This is a genomic window from Burkholderia puraquae, from assembly GCF_002099195.1.
GTDB lineage: Bacteria > Pseudomonadota > Gammaproteobacteria > Burkholderiales > Burkholderiaceae > Burkholderia > Burkholderia puraquae.
On the sequence record NZ_NBYX01000002.1, the window covers coordinates 370,125 to 388,670 of the forward strand.

At 67.7% G+C, this 18,546-nt stretch carries 19 protein-coding genes; 8 read left to right on the top strand and 11 right to left on the bottom strand.

Annotation, left to right across the window (positions count from 1 at the left end; all coding sequences use genetic code 11):
* The first annotated feature begins 86 nt into the window (after positions 1-86).
* On the top strand, positions 87-773 hold the full coding sequence (locus B7G54_RS06080) for a hypothetical protein (protein WP_085038254.1): 687 nt from the start codon (positions 87-89) through the stop codon (positions 771-773).
* Between the two features lie 52 nt (positions 774-825).
* Here B7G54_RS06080 and B7G54_RS06085 read toward each other — a convergent pair whose 3' ends face one another.
* Together B7G54_RS06085 and B7G54_RS06090 are read right to left on the bottom strand one after the other, a co-directional pair.
* Complete coding sequence (locus B7G54_RS06085; protein WP_085038255.1) at positions 826-1,911, bottom strand: ATP-binding protein; 1,086 nt, start codon at positions 1,909-1,911, stop codon at positions 826-828.
* Between the two features lie 2 nt (positions 1,912-1,913).
* Positions 1,914-2,651, bottom strand: coding sequence for a response regulator (locus tag B7G54_RS06090; protein ID WP_106408942.1), 738 nt, complete (start codon positions 2,649-2,651; stop codon positions 1,914-1,916).
* A 218-nt stretch (positions 2,652-2,869) separates the two neighbouring features.
* Between B7G54_RS06090 and B7G54_RS06095 the strand changes: the two genes are divergently transcribed.
* A complete protein-coding gene (locus B7G54_RS06095; protein WP_085038256.1) occupies positions 2,870-3,370 on the top strand; it encodes a GNAT family N-acetyltransferase in 501 nt (166 codons plus the stop codon).
* Between the two features lie 45 nt (positions 3,371-3,415).
* Here the strand turns inward: B7G54_RS06095 and B7G54_RS06100 are convergent, their stop codons facing one another.
* On the bottom strand, positions 3,416-3,754 hold the full coding sequence (locus tag B7G54_RS06100) for a hypothetical protein (RefSeq protein WP_085038257.1): 339 nt from the start codon (positions 3,752-3,754) through the stop codon (positions 3,416-3,418).
* Positions 3,755-3,926: 172 nt separating this feature from the next.
* On the bottom strand, positions 3,927-4,082 hold the full coding sequence (locus B7G54_RS06105; protein WP_085038258.1) for a DUF3309 family protein: 156 nt from the start codon (positions 4,080-4,082) through the stop codon (positions 3,927-3,929).
* Positions 4,083-4,290: 208 nt separating this feature from the next.
* Between B7G54_RS06105 and B7G54_RS06110 the strand changes: the two genes are divergently transcribed.
* From B7G54_RS06110 to B7G54_RS06135, 6 genes are all read left to right on the top strand, one after another.
* Complete coding sequence (locus tag B7G54_RS06110; protein WP_085038259.1) at positions 4,291-4,965, top strand: histidine phosphatase family protein; 675 nt, start codon at positions 4,291-4,293, stop codon at positions 4,963-4,965.
* A 19-nt stretch (positions 4,966-4,984) separates the two neighbouring features.
* Positions 4,985-6,016, top strand: a complete 1,032-nt coding sequence (locus B7G54_RS06115; RefSeq protein WP_085038260.1) for a phosphotransferase — start codon at positions 4,985-4,987, stop codon at positions 6,014-6,016.
* A gap of 43 nt (positions 6,017-6,059) precedes the next feature.
* On the top strand, positions 6,060-6,824 hold the full coding sequence (locus B7G54_RS06120) for an SDR family oxidoreductase (RefSeq protein ID WP_085038412.1): 765 nt from the start codon (positions 6,060-6,062) through the stop codon (positions 6,822-6,824).
* 7 nt (positions 6,825-6,831) lie between these two features.
* Complete coding sequence (locus B7G54_RS06125) at positions 6,832-7,590, top strand: SDR family NAD(P)-dependent oxidoreductase (protein WP_085038261.1); 759 nt, start codon at positions 6,832-6,834, stop codon at positions 7,588-7,590.
* Positions 7,591-7,623: 33 nt separating this feature from the next.
* Complete coding sequence (locus B7G54_RS06130) at positions 7,624-8,868, top strand: acyl-CoA dehydrogenase family protein (protein ID WP_085038262.1); 1,245 nt, start codon at positions 7,624-7,626, stop codon at positions 8,866-8,868.
* Positions 8,869-8,944: 76 nt separating this feature from the next.
* Complete coding sequence (locus B7G54_RS06135) at positions 8,945-9,850, top strand: LysR family transcriptional regulator (RefSeq protein ID WP_085038263.1); 906 nt, start codon at positions 8,945-8,947, stop codon at positions 9,848-9,850.
* A 56-nt stretch (positions 9,851-9,906) separates the two neighbouring features.
* Here the strand turns inward: B7G54_RS06135 and B7G54_RS06140 are convergent, their stop codons facing one another.
* The 7 genes from B7G54_RS06140 to B7G54_RS06170 all read right to left on the bottom strand — a co-directional run bounded on the left by B7G54_RS06140 (position 9,907) and on the right by B7G54_RS06170 (position 18,514).
* On the bottom strand, positions 9,907-10,119 hold the full coding sequence (locus B7G54_RS06140) for a hypothetical protein (RefSeq protein WP_175130442.1): 213 nt from the start codon (positions 10,117-10,119) through the stop codon (positions 9,907-9,909).
* A gap of 140 nt (positions 10,120-10,259) precedes the next feature.
* Positions 10,260-11,357 (bottom strand): porin, encoded by a 1,098-nt coding sequence (locus tag B7G54_RS06145; RefSeq protein ID WP_085038264.1) that lies wholly within the window; start codon positions 11,355-11,357, stop codon positions 10,260-10,262.
* 115 nt (positions 11,358-11,472) lie between these two features.
* Entirely contained in the window at positions 11,473-12,573 is a 1,101-nt protein-coding gene (locus B7G54_RS06150; protein WP_085038265.1) for a porin, read from the bottom strand.
* Between the two features lie 173 nt (positions 12,574-12,746).
* A complete protein-coding gene (locus tag B7G54_RS06155) occupies positions 12,747-14,381 on the bottom strand; it encodes an HAL/PAL/TAL family ammonia-lyase (RefSeq protein ID WP_085038266.1) in 1,635 nt (544 codons plus the stop codon).
* 17 nt (positions 14,382-14,398) lie between these two features.
* Complete coding sequence (locus tag B7G54_RS06160) at positions 14,399-15,721, bottom strand: MFS transporter (RefSeq protein WP_085038267.1); 1,323 nt, start codon at positions 15,719-15,721, stop codon at positions 14,399-14,401.
* Positions 15,722-15,757: 36 nt separating this feature from the next.
* Positions 15,758-17,398, bottom strand: a complete 1,641-nt coding sequence (locus B7G54_RS06165) for a urocanate hydratase (RefSeq protein WP_085038413.1) — start codon at positions 17,396-17,398, stop codon at positions 15,758-15,760.
* Between the two features lie 24 nt (positions 17,399-17,422).
* The gene (locus B7G54_RS06170; RefSeq protein ID WP_085038268.1) at positions 17,423-18,514 is read right to left on the bottom strand and encodes a DUF917 domain-containing protein; all 1,092 of its coding nucleotides are present in this window, start codon (positions 18,512-18,514) and stop codon (positions 17,423-17,425) included.
* Positions 18,515-18,546: the final 32 nt, after the last annotated feature.

The window sequence follows — 18,546 nt, forward strand, 5'->3', positions numbered from 1 at the left end:
TGGGATCAATCGATAACCCCAGGTATTCATTCCGGTTTCAGCCGCATCGGCCGTACCCGACGCAACGGAGCACCACAGGTGAAGAATTGACCGACGACGAAGAACTCTCACTCCGCCGCGAGAGCCGTTTCTGGGAGTGGCCACCGGTGAAATGGTGGATCCGCGGGCACGGCCGCGACGGCTATTCGTTCCGCCTGCTGCTGTGGCCGCCGGTGATCGTGTTCGTGCTCGAATTCGTCTGCATGATTTTCGATGCGCTGTACACGAGCATCGGCATCAGCGCCGTCGCGACGCTGTTCCTCGGCTTTGCCGGGTACCACGGCGCGCAGCGCGAGTGGCTGGTGCCCGCCGCGACCACGCGCGCGCTCGTGAAGGCACGCATGAAGAAGGCGGCCGAGCGGTTCTCGTCGCTCGGCGTGGGGGCGACTGTCCTGGCGATCTTCGTCGCCGCGACGTCGCTGTCGCTCGTGATGTCGGGTCAGCCGGTGCTCGACACCGCCTCGAAGGACGCGGTGTCGATCTTCATCGCGCTGGTGTTCCTGCCGGTGTACGTGTCCGGCGCGGTGCGCAAGCTGGCGATCGCGCGGATCGAGGAGCTGGAAGCGCTGCGCAACGCGACCGTCGGCACCCGCCTGAAATTCGACCGGGCCGGTGCGGTGCGCGCGGTCGTCGTGCAGGGCGCGGCCGGGAAAGGGACGGTGTCCGTGCTGGAGTACACGGTGCTCGGGTTCAACCCGCCGCTCGAACAGGTCGGGCGCGAACCGCGCGCGTGACGGCACGACGGCGCAACGGCACGACGGCACGGGCGCAACTGCAGGCGGCGTATTAAGCCGGAAAGCGTTCGTTCTCGGGTGCCGGCACGAGGTTCTCGGGCCACTGCAATTCGAATCGCGTACCGCCCGCGCCGGTCGGCACGCAGACGGCTTCGCCATGATGTGCATGCGCGATTGCAGCGACGACCGCGAGCCCGAGGCCGCTGCCACCGGGCTGCGATTCGTCGGCGCGCCGGAATGCTTTGAACACGTGCGGTGCGAAATCGGCCGGGATGCCGGGGCCGTCGTCTTCCACGCGCAGCCGGCACATGCCCTGTTCGACGCATGTCTGGATCCGGATCGTGCCGGGTACCGCATGGCGGCGCGCGTTTTCCAGCAACGCGAGCAGTGCCTGACGGATGCGCACCGGGTCGCAGCGCATGGGCCGCGGGTCGAGATCGAGCACCGGATGCTGGCCGGCGCCATGCATTGCATGGGCGAATACGTCGACCATGGCGCGCACCTCGGCGGCGAGATCGGTGTCGCGGATCTCGATGCTCAGGTGGCCGCTATCCGCGAGGCTGACCACGCGCAGATCCTCGATCAGCCGCGTCAGCCCTTCGACCTGCGTGAGCAGGCTGCGGAACTGTGCTTCGTCGGGTTTGAACACGCCTTCGGCGAGCCCCTGCAGGCGCCCGCGCAGCACGGTGACGGGCGTGCGCAGCTCGTGCGCGATCGCGGCGTTCCAGATCGTCTGCTCGTTGGTCACGCGCTGCAGCTCGTCGGCGAGCGCGTTGAAGTGGTCGGCGAGCAGCGCGGCTTCGTGCAGCGACCGGTCGCCTGCAACGGCGCGTGCGCCGAGATCGCCGCGCGCGACGCGGCGAATGCTGTCCGTGACCGAATTGAGCGGCACGAGGATGCGGCGCGCGAGATTGACGGCGACCGCGACCGACAGCACGAGGCCAACCGACGTGGTTGCGATCAGCCACAGCCATTCCGGCGCGGTCGGCAGCCAGTTCTTCGTGTCGAAATGCGCGGGCCAGTAGTTGAACGCGACGTAGTAGAAGACGATGGCGGTGAGCACCATCAGCAGCGTCACGCCGAACACCATCCCGGCCATCGTCAGCGCGATCTGCCGGCTCAGGCCATCGAGCTTCACGCTCAGCTCCAGAGCTTGTAGCCGACGCCGCGCACGCTGACGGGTACGCCCGGCATGCCGAGATCGTCCAGCTTCTTGCGCAGCTTGCTGACGTGGCTGTCCACCGTGCGTTCCAGCGCGTCGCCTTCCGGCAGGCAGGTGGCCATCAGCTCGGCGCGGCTGAACACGCGCCGCGGCGCGCGCGCAAGCTGCGCGAGCAGCTTGAACTCGGTGAGCGTCAGCACGAGCGTGTGCCGCTCGCTGCCCACTTCGAGCGTGGCTTCGTGGTGTTCGAGATCGATCTCGAACGGCGCGACCCGCAGCACGCGCTGTTCTTCCTGGCGGGCGCCGGCCATCGAACGGCGCAGCACCGCCTGCGCGCGCGCGACGACTTCGGCGGGATTGAACGGCTTCACCACGTAGTCGTCGGCGCCGATGCGCAGGCCGGTGAGCTTGTCGATGTCCTGGTCGAGCGCGGTCAGCATGATCACGGGCGTGTCGCCGCGATGACGGATTTCGGCGAGCACCTTCCAGCCGTCGACGTGCGGCATCTGCACGTCGAGCAGCACGAGGTCGGGCTTCAGTTGCAGGTGCAGTTCCAGTGCGCGGCGGCCGTCGGCGGCGTGCACGGTGCGCAGGCCGCCGCGCGCGAGATAGGCGGTCAGGATCTCGGCGATCTCGGGTTCGTCCTCGGCGATGAGGACGAGCGCCTGGGCGTCCTGGCCGGCGCTGGAAGGGGGCGGGAGATCAGGCAGGGCCATTCGTGTGCGTCCATCGGGGTTTCCATCGAGTCGCCATACTACCGCATGGGAAACGCCGTCGAGCAGAGGTGGGGCGGCGGTCATCGCGTGTCGAGCGCGGTGGGCAGCGGCGGGTGCGGAGGCTGGGTGCAAGCGGGCTGCGGTGTGGCCCGAAAGCGTAACGCCTGAGGAATGCCGTTCGCCCTAAAATCGGCTTTCCTGTCTCCAGCGGCCATCTAATGCTGATGCTCACCCTTCACCCGCTTTCCGGCGAGTCGGCCAGCGACCGTGCCGACGTCTGGCGTGTCTTCACCGAAGCGCCTTCGTACGCGCAAACCGTCGAAGGCCGTTTGCCGACCGAGGAAGACGTCGACGATTTTTTCGACGGCAAGCCTGCCGCCAAGGCGGCGGCCGACAAATCGGTGTTCGGGTTGTGCGTCGACCAGCACATGATCGGCTGCGCGGATGTCATCCGGGCCTATCCGGACGACGACTGCCTTTGGATCGGTCTGCTGTTGCTCTCGGAAGCGCATCAGCGGCGCGGTTACGGCAAGGCCGCGTTGGGGCTGCTCCTCGACATGGGGAGGAAATGGGGCTACCGCGTCGCGCAACTGGCCGTCATTTCGACCAATCCTCGAGCCCAGGCCTTCTGGCAGCGCGAAGGCTTCGACGAGATTCGTCGCACGGTGAATCCGAGGTTTTCCGGCGACGTGATCGTCATGCAGCGCACGATCCGGTAGCACACCGCTTCCCGATCCGTAGAAACGGAAGCCGCCGCAACGCACCTATGAATAGTCGAAATACTTCGCGACCCCGTGCCTGTCGCCATCGAAATCGATGGTGGGACAGGTGCCGATCTCGGGGCGCCCGCCCCAGGTGAGATGCAGCACCGAATAACGGCCAGGCTCGTCGACATGGGTGCAGATCACGTCGTCGCAACCCAGTGCGTGAGCGATCACTTTGAGATTGCGCCGGTAGAACGGATGCTCGGGGTGGATTTCGGTTTCAAGTTCCGCCTGGATGCGTGCGTGATCCGTATCGCACTCGCGTGACGGATCGTCGAACGTGCACCACCCGTCCGAACCCGCAGCCTGATCCAGCTTCGTTTCGCCGTCGGAGGTCAAGGGTTGCCTATTTCGTGGGTAACGATGATCGACGACGCGCGGTTCGCGTCGTTTCCGTGAATCGACTGCCGGCCATCCAGGTGTCGGGACGGAAACGTTCGTGCATGGCTGGCAGGGCCGGTCGTCATTATTTCATGTGAAACCCGGCCGGCCCGGCTGTCACGCCGCAGGCTCAGATGCGATCCAGCAGCACGAGCACGACGACGATGATGACGATGAGCCCGACGGTGCTCGAGGGCCAGTAGCCCCAACTTCGGCTGTGGGGCCATGCAGGAAACGCACCGATGAGTATCAGAATCAGAATGATGATAAGGATCGTACCGAGCATCGCACCCCTCCTGGAATGGATTGAACATCGCGGTTCTCCCGCCGGAGGCGATTGGAGCAATGCGTGTGCCGCGATGACGCGGCCCGAACAGCGGCAAGGCCCGGAGCGGGGTGAATTCACGAAATGAATACCCCAGGATTCAGAAAATAAAGTTTAAAAATGCGTCCCCGCCCCCTATGCTGAATCCTTCTGATCTGGCGGGCAGGCGATGGCTGAACTTTTTCTGGTACGGCACGGGCAGGCGTCCTTCGGCACGGACGACTACGACCGGTTGTCCGCGGCGGGCGAGCAGCAGGGCGTCTGGCTCGGCGAATACTTCGCGCAGCAAGCGCTCACATTCGACCGCGTGATCTGCGGCACGCTGAACCGCCACGCACAGACGGTCGACGCGATCCTGCGCGGGATGGGCCGCGAAGGCGCGCCCGTCGACCGCCACCCGGGCCTGAACGAATACGACTTCCACGGCCTGTTCGCGGCCGCCGCGCACGACTACCCCGACATCGCCCGCCTCGCGGCCGGCTCGATGAAGGAGCATTTCCGCGCGCTTCGGCAGGTGCTGCAGCTCTGGTCGGAAGACAAGCTCGGCGAATCGGCGCCCGAGACCTGGGCACACTTCCAGCAGCGCGTGGCCGATGCCCGCGCGGCGATCCGCCACGGCGGCAGCCAGCGCGTGCTGGCGGTGAGCTCCGGCGGCCCGATCGCGGTCACCGTGCAGCAGGTGCTGGCCGCCCCGCCGTCGAGCGCGATCGCGCTGAACCTGCAGATCCGCAACAGCAGCCTTTCGCAGTTTTTCTTCAACGCCGATGCGTTCCACCTCGCGTCGTTCAACGGTATCCCGCATCTGGAGGATCCCGAACGACATGCACTGCGAACCTACGGCTGACCCACGAACGATCGCGACGATGACGAACCCTACCCAGCAACTCGACGTAGCCCGCCTCACGCGCTATCTGGAAGCGCACGTGCCGGGCTTCGAAGGCCCGGTCGACACGGAGAAGTTTGCCGGCGGCCAGTCGAATCCGACTTTCCTGCTGCACGCGAAGAGCGGCCGCTACGTGCTGCGCCGCCAGCCGCCGGGCGAACTGCTGAAGTCTGCGCACGCGGTCGACCGCGAATTCCGCGTGCTCACCGCGCTGTCGGGCACCGCGGTGCCGGTCGCGCGTCCGTATCACCTCTGCGAAGACCGCGACGTGATCGGCAGCCTGTTCTACGTGATGAGCTTCGAGGACGGCCGGATCTTCTGGGATCCGGCGCTGCCGGAACTGCCGAAGGCCGATCGCGCGGCGTGCTACGACGCGTTGCTGAAAACGATGGCCGCGTTGCACGACATCGATGTCGATGCGGTGGGCCTCGCCGACTACGGCCGCCCGGGCAACTACTTCGAGCGCCAGATCGGCGTGTGGACGAAGCAGTACCGCGCGGCAGAAACGGAGCGCATCGACGCGATGGAAACGCTGATCGACTGGCTGCCGAAGGCGTGCCCGGAGGACACGGGCCGGCCGGCACTGGTGCACGGCGATTTCCGGATCGACAACCTGATGTTCGCGCGCGACAGCTATCGCGTGCAGGCCGTGCTCGACTGGGAACTGTCGACGCTCGGCAACCCGCTCGCCGATCTCGCGTATCTCTGCATGTGCCTGCGGCTGCCGTCCGGCGGGCAGGTGCGCGGGCTCGCGGGCCAGGATCGCGCCGAACTCGGCGTGCCGGACGAAGCGGCGATCGTCGCGCGCTATTGCGAACTGCGCGGCATCGAGCCGATCCGCGACTGGCACTTCTACCTCGCATTCAGTTTCTTCCGGCTCGCGTCGATCGCGCAGGGTGTGAAGGCGCGCGCGCTGCAGGGCAACGCGTCGAGCGAGCAGGCGCTGCGCGTCGGTGCAATGGCCGGGCGGCTCGCCGAACTGGCCGTCGGCGTGATCGACGCGCATCGCTGAAGCCGCCGGGCACGACAACACATCAATGGAGGAGCACAGCAACATGGCAACGAATCTGTTCGACCTGACGGGCAAGATCGCACTGGTGACGGGCGCGAGCCGCGGCATCGGCGAGGAAATCGCGAAACTGCTCGCGGAGCAGGGCGCGCACGTGATCGTGTCGAGCCGCAAGCGCGACGACTGCCAGGCCGTGGCCGACGAGATCGTCGCGGCAGGCGGCCGCGCCGAGGCGCTGGCCTGCCACGTCGGGCGGCTCGAGGACATCGCCGCGACGTTCGAGCACATCCGCGGCAAGCACGGCCGCCTCGACATCCTCGTGAACAACGCGGCCGCGAACCCGTATTTCGGGCACATCCTCGATACCGACGTCGCCGCGTACGAGAAGACGGTCGACGTGAACATCCGCGGCTACTTCTTCATGTCGGTCGAGGCCGGCAAGCTGATGAAGACGCACGGCGGCGGCGCGATCGTCAACACGGCATCGGTGAACGCGCTGCAGCCGGGCGACCGGCAGGGCATCTACTCGATCACGAAGGCCGCGGTCGTCAACATGACGAAGGCCTTCGCGAAGGAATGCGGGCCGCTCGGCATCCGCGTCAACGCGCTGCTGCCGGGCCTCACGAAGACGAAGTTCGCGGGTGCGCTGTTCGCCGACAAGGACATCTACGAAAACTGGATGGCGAAGATCCCGCTGCGCCGCCACGCGGAGCCGCGCGAAATGGCCGGTACCGTGCTGTACCTCGTGTCGGACGCGGCGAGCTACACGAACGGCGAGTGCATCGTCGTCGACGGCGGCCTGACGATCTGAGCGCGCGATGAAGATCGACAGCTATGCCGGACAAGCCGTGATGATCACCGGCGCCGCAAGCGGCTTCGGCGCGTTGCTCGCGAGCGAGCTGGCCGCGATGGGCGCGCGCCTCGCGCTTGGCGACCTGAACGGCGACGCGCTCGAGCGCGTGGCCGCGCCGCTGCGCGCGGCCGGCGCCGACGTGATCGCGCAGCGCTGCGACGTGCGCGTCGAGGCCGAGGTGGCATCGCTGGTGCACGCGGCGGCCGAGCGTTTCGGCCGCCTCGACGTCGGCATCAACAACGCGGGCATCGCGCCGCCGATGAAGGCGCTGATCGACACCGACGAAGCCGATCTCGACCTGAGCTTCGCGGTGAACGCGAAGGGCGTGTTCTTCGGGATGAAGCACCAGATCCGCCAGATGCTCGCGCAGCGCGAAGGCGTGATCCTGAACGTCGCGTCGATGGCCGGGCTCGGCGGTGCGCCGAAGCTGGCGGCCTATGCGGCGTCGAAGCATGCGGTGGTCGGGCTCACGAAGACGGCCGCCATCGAATACGCGCGCCACGGCATTCGCGTGAATGCGGTGTGCCCGTTCTACAGCACGACGCCGATGGTCACCGACAGCGATATCGGCGACCGCCAGGACTTTCTCGCGCAGGGCTCGCCGATGAAGCGGCTCGGCCGGCCCGAGGAAATCGTCGCGACGATGCTGACGCTGTGCGCGAAGGAAAACACTTATCTGACCGGGCAGGCCGTCGCCGTCGACGGCGGTGTCTCGGCCTTCTGACGGAACCGGACAAACGGAATCGAGGAGTCGATCATGGACTTTGGCTACACCCCGAAAGTGGAAGAACTGCGCAGCCGCGTGCGCGCATTCATGGACGCGCACATCGTGCCGCGCATCCGCCAGTGGAACGAGGAAGTGCACGCGGGCCAGTATCCCGTGTCGTTCATGGAGGAACTGAAGGAGTGCGCGAAGGCGGAAGGGCTGTGGAACCTGTTCCTGCCGCACCTGAAGGACGACGAGCCCGGCACGGGCCTGACGAACCTCGAATACGCGCCGCTCGCCGAGATCATGGGGCGCGTGGGCTGGGCGTCGGAGGTGTTCAACTGCAACGCGCCGGACACCGGCAACATGGAGCTGCTGCACATGTTCGCGTCGCCCGGGCAGCGCGAACAGTGGCTGAAGCCGCTGCTGCGCGGCGAGATCCGGTCGGCGTTCGCGATGACGGAGCCGGATGTGGCGTCGTCGGATGCGACGAACATCACGACGCGCATCGAGCGCGTGGGCGACGAGTACGTGATCAACGGCCGCAAGTGGTTCATCACGAACGCCGCGCATCCGAACTGCAGGATCCTCATCGTGATGGGCAAGACCGATCCCGAGGCCGCGTCGCACCAGCAGCAGAGCATGATCCTCGTGCCGCGCGACACGCCGGGCGTGACGATCGTGCGCAACATCACGGTGGTCAATCACTACGCGCCGGAAGGGCACTGCGAGATCACGTTCGACAACGTGCGCGTGCCGGCGAGCAACCTGCTCGGCGAGGAAGGCAGCGGCTTCGCGCTCGCGCAGGCACGCCTCGGCCCGGGCCGCATCCACCACTGCATGCGTTCGATCGGCGCGGCCGAGCTTGCGCTGGAACTGATGGTCGACCGCGCGCAGTCGCGCGTCGCGTTCGGCAAGCCGCTGAACAAGCACGGCACGGTCGGCGAATGGATCGCACGCTCGCGCATCGAGATCGAGCAGGCGCGTTTGCTCGTGCTGAAGGCCGCGTGGATGATCGACAAGGTCGGCGCGAAGGCCGCCCGCAAGGAAATCTCGATGATCAAGGCGCTGGTGCCGACCGTCTATACGGACGTGTGCGACCGCGCGATGCAGGTGTTCGGCGCGGCGGGCCTGAGCCCCGATACGCCGCTCGCCGACCACTGGACCTGGGGCCGCGCGCTGCGCTTTGCCGACGGCCCGGACGAGGTGCACCTGCAGGCGATCGCGCGAATGGAAATCAAGGACGGCGAGCCGGGTTCGACGGCCCCGTACCTGACGCCGCCGCCGCGTGCCTGAGCGTCACGTCAGGATGCGCAGGGCCGTGGACGAACGGGAGGCGCACGCCGTAAGATGCCGGCAAGGAGATCCGGCGATGCGCCTTTCGAAGATTGACCTGAACCTGTTCGTCGTATTCGACGCGATCTACACCAAGCGCAACCTGACGCGGGCGGCCGAGGTGCTGAATCTCACGCAGCCGGCCGTCAGCAACGCGCTGGCGCGGCTGCGCAAGACCCTGAACGATCCGCTGTTCGTCAGCACGCCGGGCGGGATGATGCCGACGCCGCTGGCCGAGAACATCGTCGGCCGTGTGCGCGAAGCGATGCAGCTGCTCGATTCGAGCGCGCACGAAGGCGACGTGTTCGATCCGGCGTCGTCGACGCGCGTGTTCCGGATGAGCATGAGCGACCTGACCGAGGCGCTGCTGCTGCCCGCGCTCGGCGAACTGCTGCAGACGCATGCGCCCGGCATGCACGTGCGCAGCTACACGATGGACCGCCGCGAAGTCGCGACCGCGCTCGCGAACGGCTCCGTCGACATCGCGATCGACGCGCCGCTGATCGGCGATCCGCACCTGCACCAGGCGCTGCTCGTGCGCGACCGCTATGCGTGCATGATCCGCGACGATCACCCGTTCAAGGGCGACACGCTCACCATGGACGACTACCTGTCGATGGGGCACATCCACGTGTCGAGCCGCCGCAAGGGCAGCGGGCACGTCGACGCGGAGCTGACGCGACTCGGGCTGCGCCGCACCATCCAGATGCGCGTGCAGCACTACATGGTCGCGCCGCTGATCGCGATGCGCGGCGATCTCGCGCTGACCGCGCCGCTGCGGCTGCTGCAGCGCTATCCGGCGCGGATTCTCGAACTGCCGTTCGAGATGCCGGGCCTCGAATACTTCTGCTACTGGCACCGCAGCGCCGATCAGGATCAGGGCAGCCGGTGGCTGCGCGAGCAGCTGATGATGCTGATGGGCGGGATCGGCGAGTCGGAGTGACGGAGCGACGGAGACGGGCGTGTCGGCGTGATGCGTGCCGCACGTCGAGATCGTCATCAGTTTCGCAACGCGCGCGCCGGCATCTTCGCCACATGCACAGCCTGCGTCTGTGCGCCGCCCGCGACGACGATCGCGCTTTCGGCCCGCGCATGCAGGGCCGGCCGCAGCGACCGCTCGGCCTTCGCCTGCGACGCATCGTCATGCTCGGCTTCGTCGCCGAAGCTGCCGGCCGTCCCGCAGCATGACGAGTCGACCGGCGACACCTTCAAGGCGCTGGAGGCGCTCGCGGCGATCCTGCGGCGGCATCTGCTCGAAAAGCGCGACGCGGTGTTGTTGCTGCACGCGGAAGTGCGCGCACAGTCACACGCCGCACGCGAAGCGCCATGGCGTCGCGCCGGCGTGTGCCGGCTCAGAACGCCGTGCGCAGGCCGAGCCCGGCCGAATCGCCGTTCCCGTAACCGCTCGCGCGGTCGCGCATGTACGCGACGTAGACGTCGGTCCGTTTCGACAGCCGGTAGTCGTAGCCGAGCGCCCAGGTTGTTCTCGACGGGCGGTCACGGCCGTGGCTTTTCGCGGCCATCACCGATGCGAGCACCGTGCCGAAGCCGAGCGGCACCGCCGCGCCCACTTGCCCGCTATGCGTGCCGAGCCCGCCGCCGTCGATCGCGTCGTGCACGTACTGGTAGAACGCGGTGAACTTCACGAACTTCAGGTCGTAGCCGACACCGGCCAGCACGGCGTCCTGCTGCGTGAAGCCGGCGATCGACCCATTCAGGTCGCCCGGTGTCCGATCGTACTTCGCCTGCTGGAACGCGAGCGTCGCGCTGAACGCGCGGTGCCCGTCGTAGGTGACGCTGCCGCCCCACTGGTTCGCGCCGGTGTGGCCCGGCGCGTTGCCGGTCGCATAGATCAGGCTCGCCTGCAGTACGTGCTCGCCGGGTGTCGAATACAACACCGAATTGCTCCAGCCGTTGTCGCCGACGAGGCCCTGCCCCGCTACGCCCTTGTACATCTGGTTCAATGCCGGCGAAAAACCGAACGATGTCGAGAACGGGTTGAAGCGCACGACGGAGATGTAATACGGCGTCGTGTTGCGTCCGGCGCGCAGCACACCGTACGGCGTCGCGACGCCGACATACGCATTGCGCCCGAAGAACGTATCGCCGCTGAAGCGGCCGGCGCCGCCGTTCGACGGGCGCATGAATGCTTCGAGCGCGAATTGCAGCGCATAGCCGCCGCCGAGATCCTCGCGGCCGCCGATCCCCCAGAAGCTCGTCGTGAAGCCGCCCGAATTCATCGCGTACGCGCGCGGCTTGCCGAGACTCTTTTGCGTGCCGACGTACACGTCGGCCAGCCCATACAGCGACACGGACGACTGGGCCGTCGCGTCGTCCGCAATCGCGCAGGCGATCACCGAGGCGCCGACAGTCGATAGCAGCCGGCGGTTGACTGCCGGTGCGAGCCGATGGCGTCGCCGGCACTTGTTCTGGTTCGATTGAGTAGGCATGCTGATCAATTGGTGTGAAGGAAGCGGATCGGTAGCGGCGCTGCATCGATGCTTCGCCGCGTTTGCCGAACGGCTGACGGCAGGCATCACGCCTGACCGTCAGCCGTCGCGAACGTCAGAACGCGTGCCGGATGCCGGCGCGGCCCACCGCCTGCTTCTGGTTGCCGGACGGATTGAAGCCCGCGATCTGCGCGACCGGCGCATCGCCCGCCGCCTTCTGGAACGCGCCCATCACATAGACGCTCGTGCGCTTGGACAGCGCGTATTCGACGCTCAGGTTGAACTGGTGATACTTCGGCTCCGCGTTCGTCGCGTGATCGCGTCCCGTCGTGTATGTATAGCCCGCGCCGATCGTCACGGCCGGCGACGGCGTGACCAGCGTCGACAGCTCGTAGTTCTGGAACGTCGCGTCGTGCCCCGCGCTGCCTTGCTGGAAGTTCGTGTTCGTGAAGTCGGCCAGCAGCTTGAGCCACTGCACGACCTGGTACGACGCGCCCACGCCGAACACCTTCTGCGCGCGTGCCGCATCGAGGTAGTTGCCGTAGATCGCGTTCGTGAAGCCCGGATAGTTCTGGTAGCCCTGTGTCGACACGCCCGGGTTGTTGATCCGCAGATAGCCGATGCCGAAGCCGACCGGGCCCGCTGCATAGCTTGCACCGACGCTGAACGTCGCGTTGTCCGAGAAGCGGCCGGGTTGCCCGCCGAATGCATAGAGGCCGCCGAACGTGACGCCGGCGATCGTCGGGCTGCGGTACTTCACCGCGTTCGAGATCGGGAAGCCGTTGTCGGTGTTGTCCATGTCGTTCGGGTGCGCGAAGTAATAGCCGCCGATGTTGCCGTTCAGCGTGAACGGCTCGACGTAGTCGACGATCGAATCCCACTGGCGGCCGAGCGTGAGCGTGCCGAGCTTCGTGTCATTCAGGCCGACGTACGCGTTGCGCGAGAACGCGAGGCCGCTGCCGAGCCGGCCCGAGTTGATGTCGAAGCCGCTTTCGAGCCGGAAGATCGCGCTCAGGCCGCCGCCGAGATCCTCGGTGCCGCGCACGCCCCAGCGGCTACCGGCCGTCACGCCCGACGCGAGCTGCACGAGGTGCTTGCCCTGCACGTTCGACACGTAGTCGACGCCGTCTTCGACGATGCCGTACAGCGTGACGCTGCTTTGCGCGTGGGCGGTGGCGGCCGCGGCGAGCGGCAGCGCGAACAGGAGTTTTTTCATGATGATGTTCCGGTGCGGAGTGGTTGAAAGGCGGCGAGCGGTGGTGCGATGCGGTTGCGTGCGAATGGGCGATATGACGAACGTGCGGACGTGCCCGCCGCCGCAATCAAACGACGATCGCGGCGGCGGGTGCAGCAGCTAAGGGGTGAAACGAAGGAAGGGCGGTGCGCCGCTCAGTCGCGATACGCGCGCAGCAGCGTATCGGCGGCGCGGAAGTCGGGGGTGAGCGGGCGGTCGCGCTGGAGGAACGCGACCTTCGTGCGCAGCGCGCGGTACAGCGGCTGCGTGGCCGGCGCGAGCGTGAACGACGGCTGCTTGCGCTGGCGCAGGTCGATCGCCTGCGCGGCTTCGATCAGTTCGAGGCCGAGCAGGGTATAGCTCGCGTCGATCTGCTGCTGCACGCGCTGCACGACTTGAGGCGCGTTCGTCGCGACGTCCTCGATGCCGCCGGCAACCGGCAGGTAGTCGAGCGACACGGGCATCGCGAGCGATTTCACCGTCATCGCGAGCGCGGTCGGCGGCTTTTCCATCGCGCCGAACGCGTGCACGGTTTCCTCGGTGCCGAGGAAGCGCGAGAGGCCGGTGAGGTGCGGGTCGTTCAGCTTGACGATGCGCTGCGCGGACGCGAGCGCATTGTGGCCGAGCGCGAGCCCGAGTTGCTCGAACGCAAGCACCCACGGCAGCGGCTCGAAGTTCGCGCTCGGCAGCACCGCGCCGCCGCCGTCGACGTAGCCGGCCGCATCCTGCACGCGGTTCGACTTCGGCGTGACACCCACCGCGACGCCCGGATTGTCGTCGCTCGAATTGAGTTGCACCTGCAGCAGCGTGCGCGCTTCGTCGTAGGTGCGATCCTCTTCGCCGAGCAGATAGACGCCGGAACGGAAGCTGAGCGGATCCTGCAACGGCCGGTCCGGATCGCGGTTCCACAGGCTGCTGCCCGCGAGCAGCGTGCGCAGCGCCGCGCCCGCGTGCCGCGTGGCCGGGAACGGCCGCAGCGCGAGCGTGTCCTCGCGGAACGGCGATACGTTGCCGTTCAGCCCCTGCAGGCTCAGCGCGAACACGACCTTCGACACCTGCGCGAGACGTGCCATGTCGGTGAGCGCCAGCGCACCCATGCCGGCCGAATACGCGTTGGAACTGAGGATGGCGAGCGCATCCTTGCCGTACGGGCGAATCGTCGCGATGCCGGCCGACTTCAGCGCATCGGCGGCCGCGACCTTGCGGCCCTGGTAATAGACGTCGCCTTCGCCGAGCATCGCGAGGCCGACGTGGCTCAGGATCGTGATGTCGGCTTCGCCGATCGACCCGTCCGCCGGCATCGCTGGCGTGACGCCGCGATTGAGGAACTGCGCGTACGCATCGACGATCGCGGGCTGCACGCCGGCGCCGCCGTCGAGCATCGCGTTCAGGCGTGCGGCCATCGCGGCGCGGGCCACGCGCACGCTCATGTCGGGGCCGACGCTGCCCGAGTGCGCGTGGATCAGCCCGATGTTGAAGCGCATCGACGCATCGATGACCTCCTGGCTCAGCTTGCCGTGCGCGTCGACCATCTCGCGGTCTTTATTGAGGCCGACGCCGACCGTCAGACCGTAGATCTGCTGGCCGGCCGCGGCCGCCTTCAGCAGCACGTCGTGCGCGGCGACGACCCGCTGGCGGGCGGCCGGCGCGATCGACACGGCTTCGCCGTCGGCGATGCGCGCGATCGATTCGGGCGTGACGGACCGGCCGTCGAGCGTGACGTCCGCGAAGGCCGGGACGGCGGCGAAAAGCGCGAGCGCGATCGCGCTCCGCATGAGGAAGCGTTGCATGAAGCAGTTCTCCGGTTTCAGGCGTGACGTGACGTGGAAGACAGCGCGGCGATCGACGCGAGCGCGATGACGCTCGCGGCCATCACATACCAGGCGGGCGCGAACGGGTTGCCCGACCGTTGCGTAAGCCACGCGAGGATCGCGGGCGCGAAGCCGCCGAAGATCGTCGTGGCGATGTTGTAGGACAGCGACATGCCGGTCGCGCGCACCTTGGTCGGGAACAGCTCCGACAGCGCGGCGGGCGCGACGCCCGTGAAGATCGCGACCATCACGCAGAACGCGCTCTGTACGACGATCAGCGCAGCGAGCGTGTGCACGTCGGCGAGCCAGTGCAGCAGCGGATATACCGACACGAGCATCAGCACGGCACCGGCCGTCAGCACCGTGCGCCGGCCGATGCGGTCCGACCAGCTCCCCGCGCACACGCAGGTGACGGCCATCAGGCAGTTGCCGACCAGCGACGCGATGAACGCATCGCGCCCGTCGAAGTGCAGCGCGCGCTGCACGTGGGTCGGCATGTAGATCACCAGCGCATACACGCACACGGCCCACAGCACCGAGAACCCGGTGCCGACCACGAGCGCACGCGGATAGTCGCGCACAACCTGCAGCAGCGGCGCCTTGCGTTCGGCCGGCGCATGCGCGGCACGCGCCATCTCCGCACGGAAATGCGGCGTTTCGTCGAGCGTCTTGCGCAGCCACAGGCCGACCGGCGCGATCGCGAGGCCGAGGATGAACGGAATCCGCCAGCCCCAGTCGCCGATCTGTTCGCGCGACAGCGTGAGCGTCACGGCGGTGGCGACCAGCGCGCCGAGGATGTTCGACGCGGCCATGCTGGCCTGCAGCCACGATGCGTAGCGGCCCTTGCGGTCCGCCGGCGCGTGCTCGATCAGGAACGCCGCGGCGCCGCCCACTTCGCCGCCGGCCGAGAAGCCCTGCAGCAGGCGGCCGCACAGGATCAGCAGCGGCGCGCCGACGCCGATCGCGGTGTACGGCGGCGCGAACGCGATGATGCCGGTGCCGGCCGCCATCACGAGGATGGTCAGCGTCAGCGCGGCCTTGCGGCCTGCGCGATCGCCGTACACGCCGATCGCGAGCGCGCCGAGCGGCCGGGCGATGAAGCCGATCCCGAACGCCATGAATGCCTCGACCAGCTCGGTGCCCGTGTCGCCGCGATGGAAGAAGTTCTGCGCGATATACACGGCAAAGAACGCGTAGACGGAAAAGTCGTACCACTCCAGCGCGTTGCCGATCGACGCCGCGGCGATCGCTCGCCCGGCACTCGAGGTAGGGGGCGACACGGCATCGGCCGTGTCGAGGGGAACCGCGGTTTGCTTCACTTCGATCTCCTGTCCTGTCGTCGTGCGAGCCGGCCGTTACAGCCGGATATGCGGAATCTGCTTGCGTTGCGCTTCGTCGAGCGCTTCTTCGTAGCCGGCGTCCGCGTAGCGGATCACGCCGAGCGCGGTGTCGTTGGTCATCGACAGCGTCAGCCGCTCGTCCGCGGCTGCGCTACCGTCGGCGACGACGGTGACGCCCGCGCTCGTCATGTAGCCGCTGTAGCCGCCGCCGCCCGAATGGATCGCGACGAGATCGGCCATCGACGAGCAGCTCATCATCGCGTTCAGCAGCGGCCAGTCGGCCACCGCATCGGAGCCGTCGCGCAGGTTCTCGGTCATGATGTTCGGGTGCGCCATCGCGCCGGCGTCGAGGTGGTCGCGCGTGAAGGCGACCGGCCCGGCCAGCACGCCGTCGCGCACCATCGCGTTGACCGCCAGCGCGAGCCGCGTGCGCTCGCCATGGCCGAGCCATGCGATGCGTGCCGGCAGCCCTTCGAACGGCACGCATTCGCGCGCTTTCTGGATCCAGTTCGTGACGATCCGGTTATCCGGGAAGTGTTCGAGCAGGTAGTCGTCGATGACGCGGATGTCGTTCGGGTCGTTCGACAGCGCAATCCAGCGGAACGGGCCGATCGCGCGGCAGAACAGCGGCCGCAGGAAGGCTTCGGTGAACACCGGAATCTCGAACGCGCGTGCGACGCCGCCGTCCTTCGCATGCGTGCGGATCAGGTTGCCGTTGTCGAACACGATCGCGCCGCGATCCTTGAAGCCGAGCATCGCTTCGACGTGCCGCACGATCGACGCGCGGCTCGCGTCCATCAGCTTCGTGCGGTCGCTGTCGCGCAGCGCGCGAACGTCGTCCAGCGTGTAGCCCGACGGCACGTAGCCGTACACGAGATCGTGCGCGGCCGTCTGGTCGGTGACGATGTCCGGCACGACGCCGCGCGCCAGGATCGCCGGGAACACGTCGGCCGCGTTGCCGAGCAGGCCGACCGAGATCGGCTCGCGCCGGGCCTGCGCGTCGCGGATCAGTGCGAGTGCCTCGTCGAGATCGCGCGCCTGCCGCTCGAGAAAGCCGATCTGCAGCCGCTTGTCGATGCGCGTCTGGTCGATCTCGACGACGAGCGTCGCCGCGTTGGCCATCCGCCCTGCGAGCGGCTGCGCGCCGCCCATGCCGCCGAGGCCGGCCGTCAGGATGAAGCGCCCGCGCAGGTCGTTGTCGAAATGGCGCTCGGCGATCCGCGAGAAGATTTCGTAGGTGCCCTGGATCACGCCCTGCGAGCCGATGTACTGCCAGTCGCCGGCCGTGAGGCCGCCCCAGCAGATCAGGTTGCGCCGTTCCAGTTCGTAGAAGTGCTCGGCTTTCGCCCACTGGCCGATCAGGTTGCAGTTCGCCATCACGACGAGCGGCGCGCTCGCATGCGTGCGCAGCAGCGCGACGGGCTTGCCGGACTGCACGACGAGCGTCTCGTTCTCGTCCATCGTCTTCAGCGTGCGCACGATCGCGTCGTGCGACGGCCAGTCGCGCGCCGCGCGGCCGAGCGCCGCATAGACGATCAACTGGTCGGGATCCTCGCCGACGGCGAGTACGTTCTCGAGCAGCCGCAGCAGCGCTTCCTGGCGCCAGCCCTTGCAGCGCAGCGTGGTGCCGGACGTGACTTCGAAGGTGCGGGTCATCTGGTTCGTCATCGCGCCCCCCGTTCAGCGCGCGAGCGCATAGTCGGCGATCGAGATGCCGAGCGCGGCTTCGACCGGCGGATACACGGCAGGATCGAACACCGACGACGACAGCGGAATGTGCGCCTTCGCCACGCGCAGCACGTGGATCTCCATCCCCTCCTTCAATTGGCCCGCGCTGACGGGGCGGCCTTCGGCATCGAGCGTCGTGATCACGTCCGGGTAGGTCGCGATCCGCGCGCCGTGCGCGTCGTCCACCGCCATGTGTTCGTTCATCACATGAATGACCGCGCGCTGCGCGCCGCTGCCGAGGTAGACGAGGCCGACGTCGAACGCTTCGCGCGTGTATTCGAGCGTGTTGCGCTCGACCTTGCCGCTCGCGATGATCTCGCCGTGCGTGGCTGCGCAGATCGCGTCGATCACCGCGCGGCCGCCGCGCCGCTCGGCGTCGATGATCGCTTCGCCGAGTGCGAGCGCACGGCCGATGCCGCCGAGCGCCGCATGCTGGCGCACGTACGACGCGCGAATCGGGTTGCGGCAGCTCGCGATGAAGCCGCCCGCCATGTCGGCCGCCTTGCGCAGCACCGGCGATACTTTCGCGGTCGCGCCGCGCACGACCACTTCCATGTATGCGTGCTGTGCGCGGTTGCCGCCGGCCGCCGCCTGGATCATCGGCGTCGTGCTCGACGCGAGCCCGAGCGAGCCCATGTCGCCGGTCGGATGGGCGCGGATGTCGCCCACCGCGTCGACCACCTTGGTGCCGAGCAACGCGGACGGCAGCCACGCGTTCAGCGTGCTCGACATCCCGTTCTGCCCGATGATGAGCCCCGCGAGCGGCGCGCCGAGCGCGTCCTGCACGAGTTGCGCGGCCTTCACGTAGTCGGCGCCGAGCATTTGCCAGTCGGTGAGGCCGCCCGGCGCGCCGATCGCGGCGGCCGTGGCGATCCACGCGTCGTCCGGCAACTCGTCGATGGTCACCAGTTCGGGGCGGCCGATCGTGACCGCGAGCGTGCCGAGTTCACGGCCGTGGTCGGCCCAGCCGCCGCCGCCGCATGCGAAAACCGAACCGCCCTTGACGGCGGCTTCGACGTCCTTCGAAGACAGAATGCGTCCCATGTGTCGTTTGTCCTGAGAGAGGAAAAGGGCTG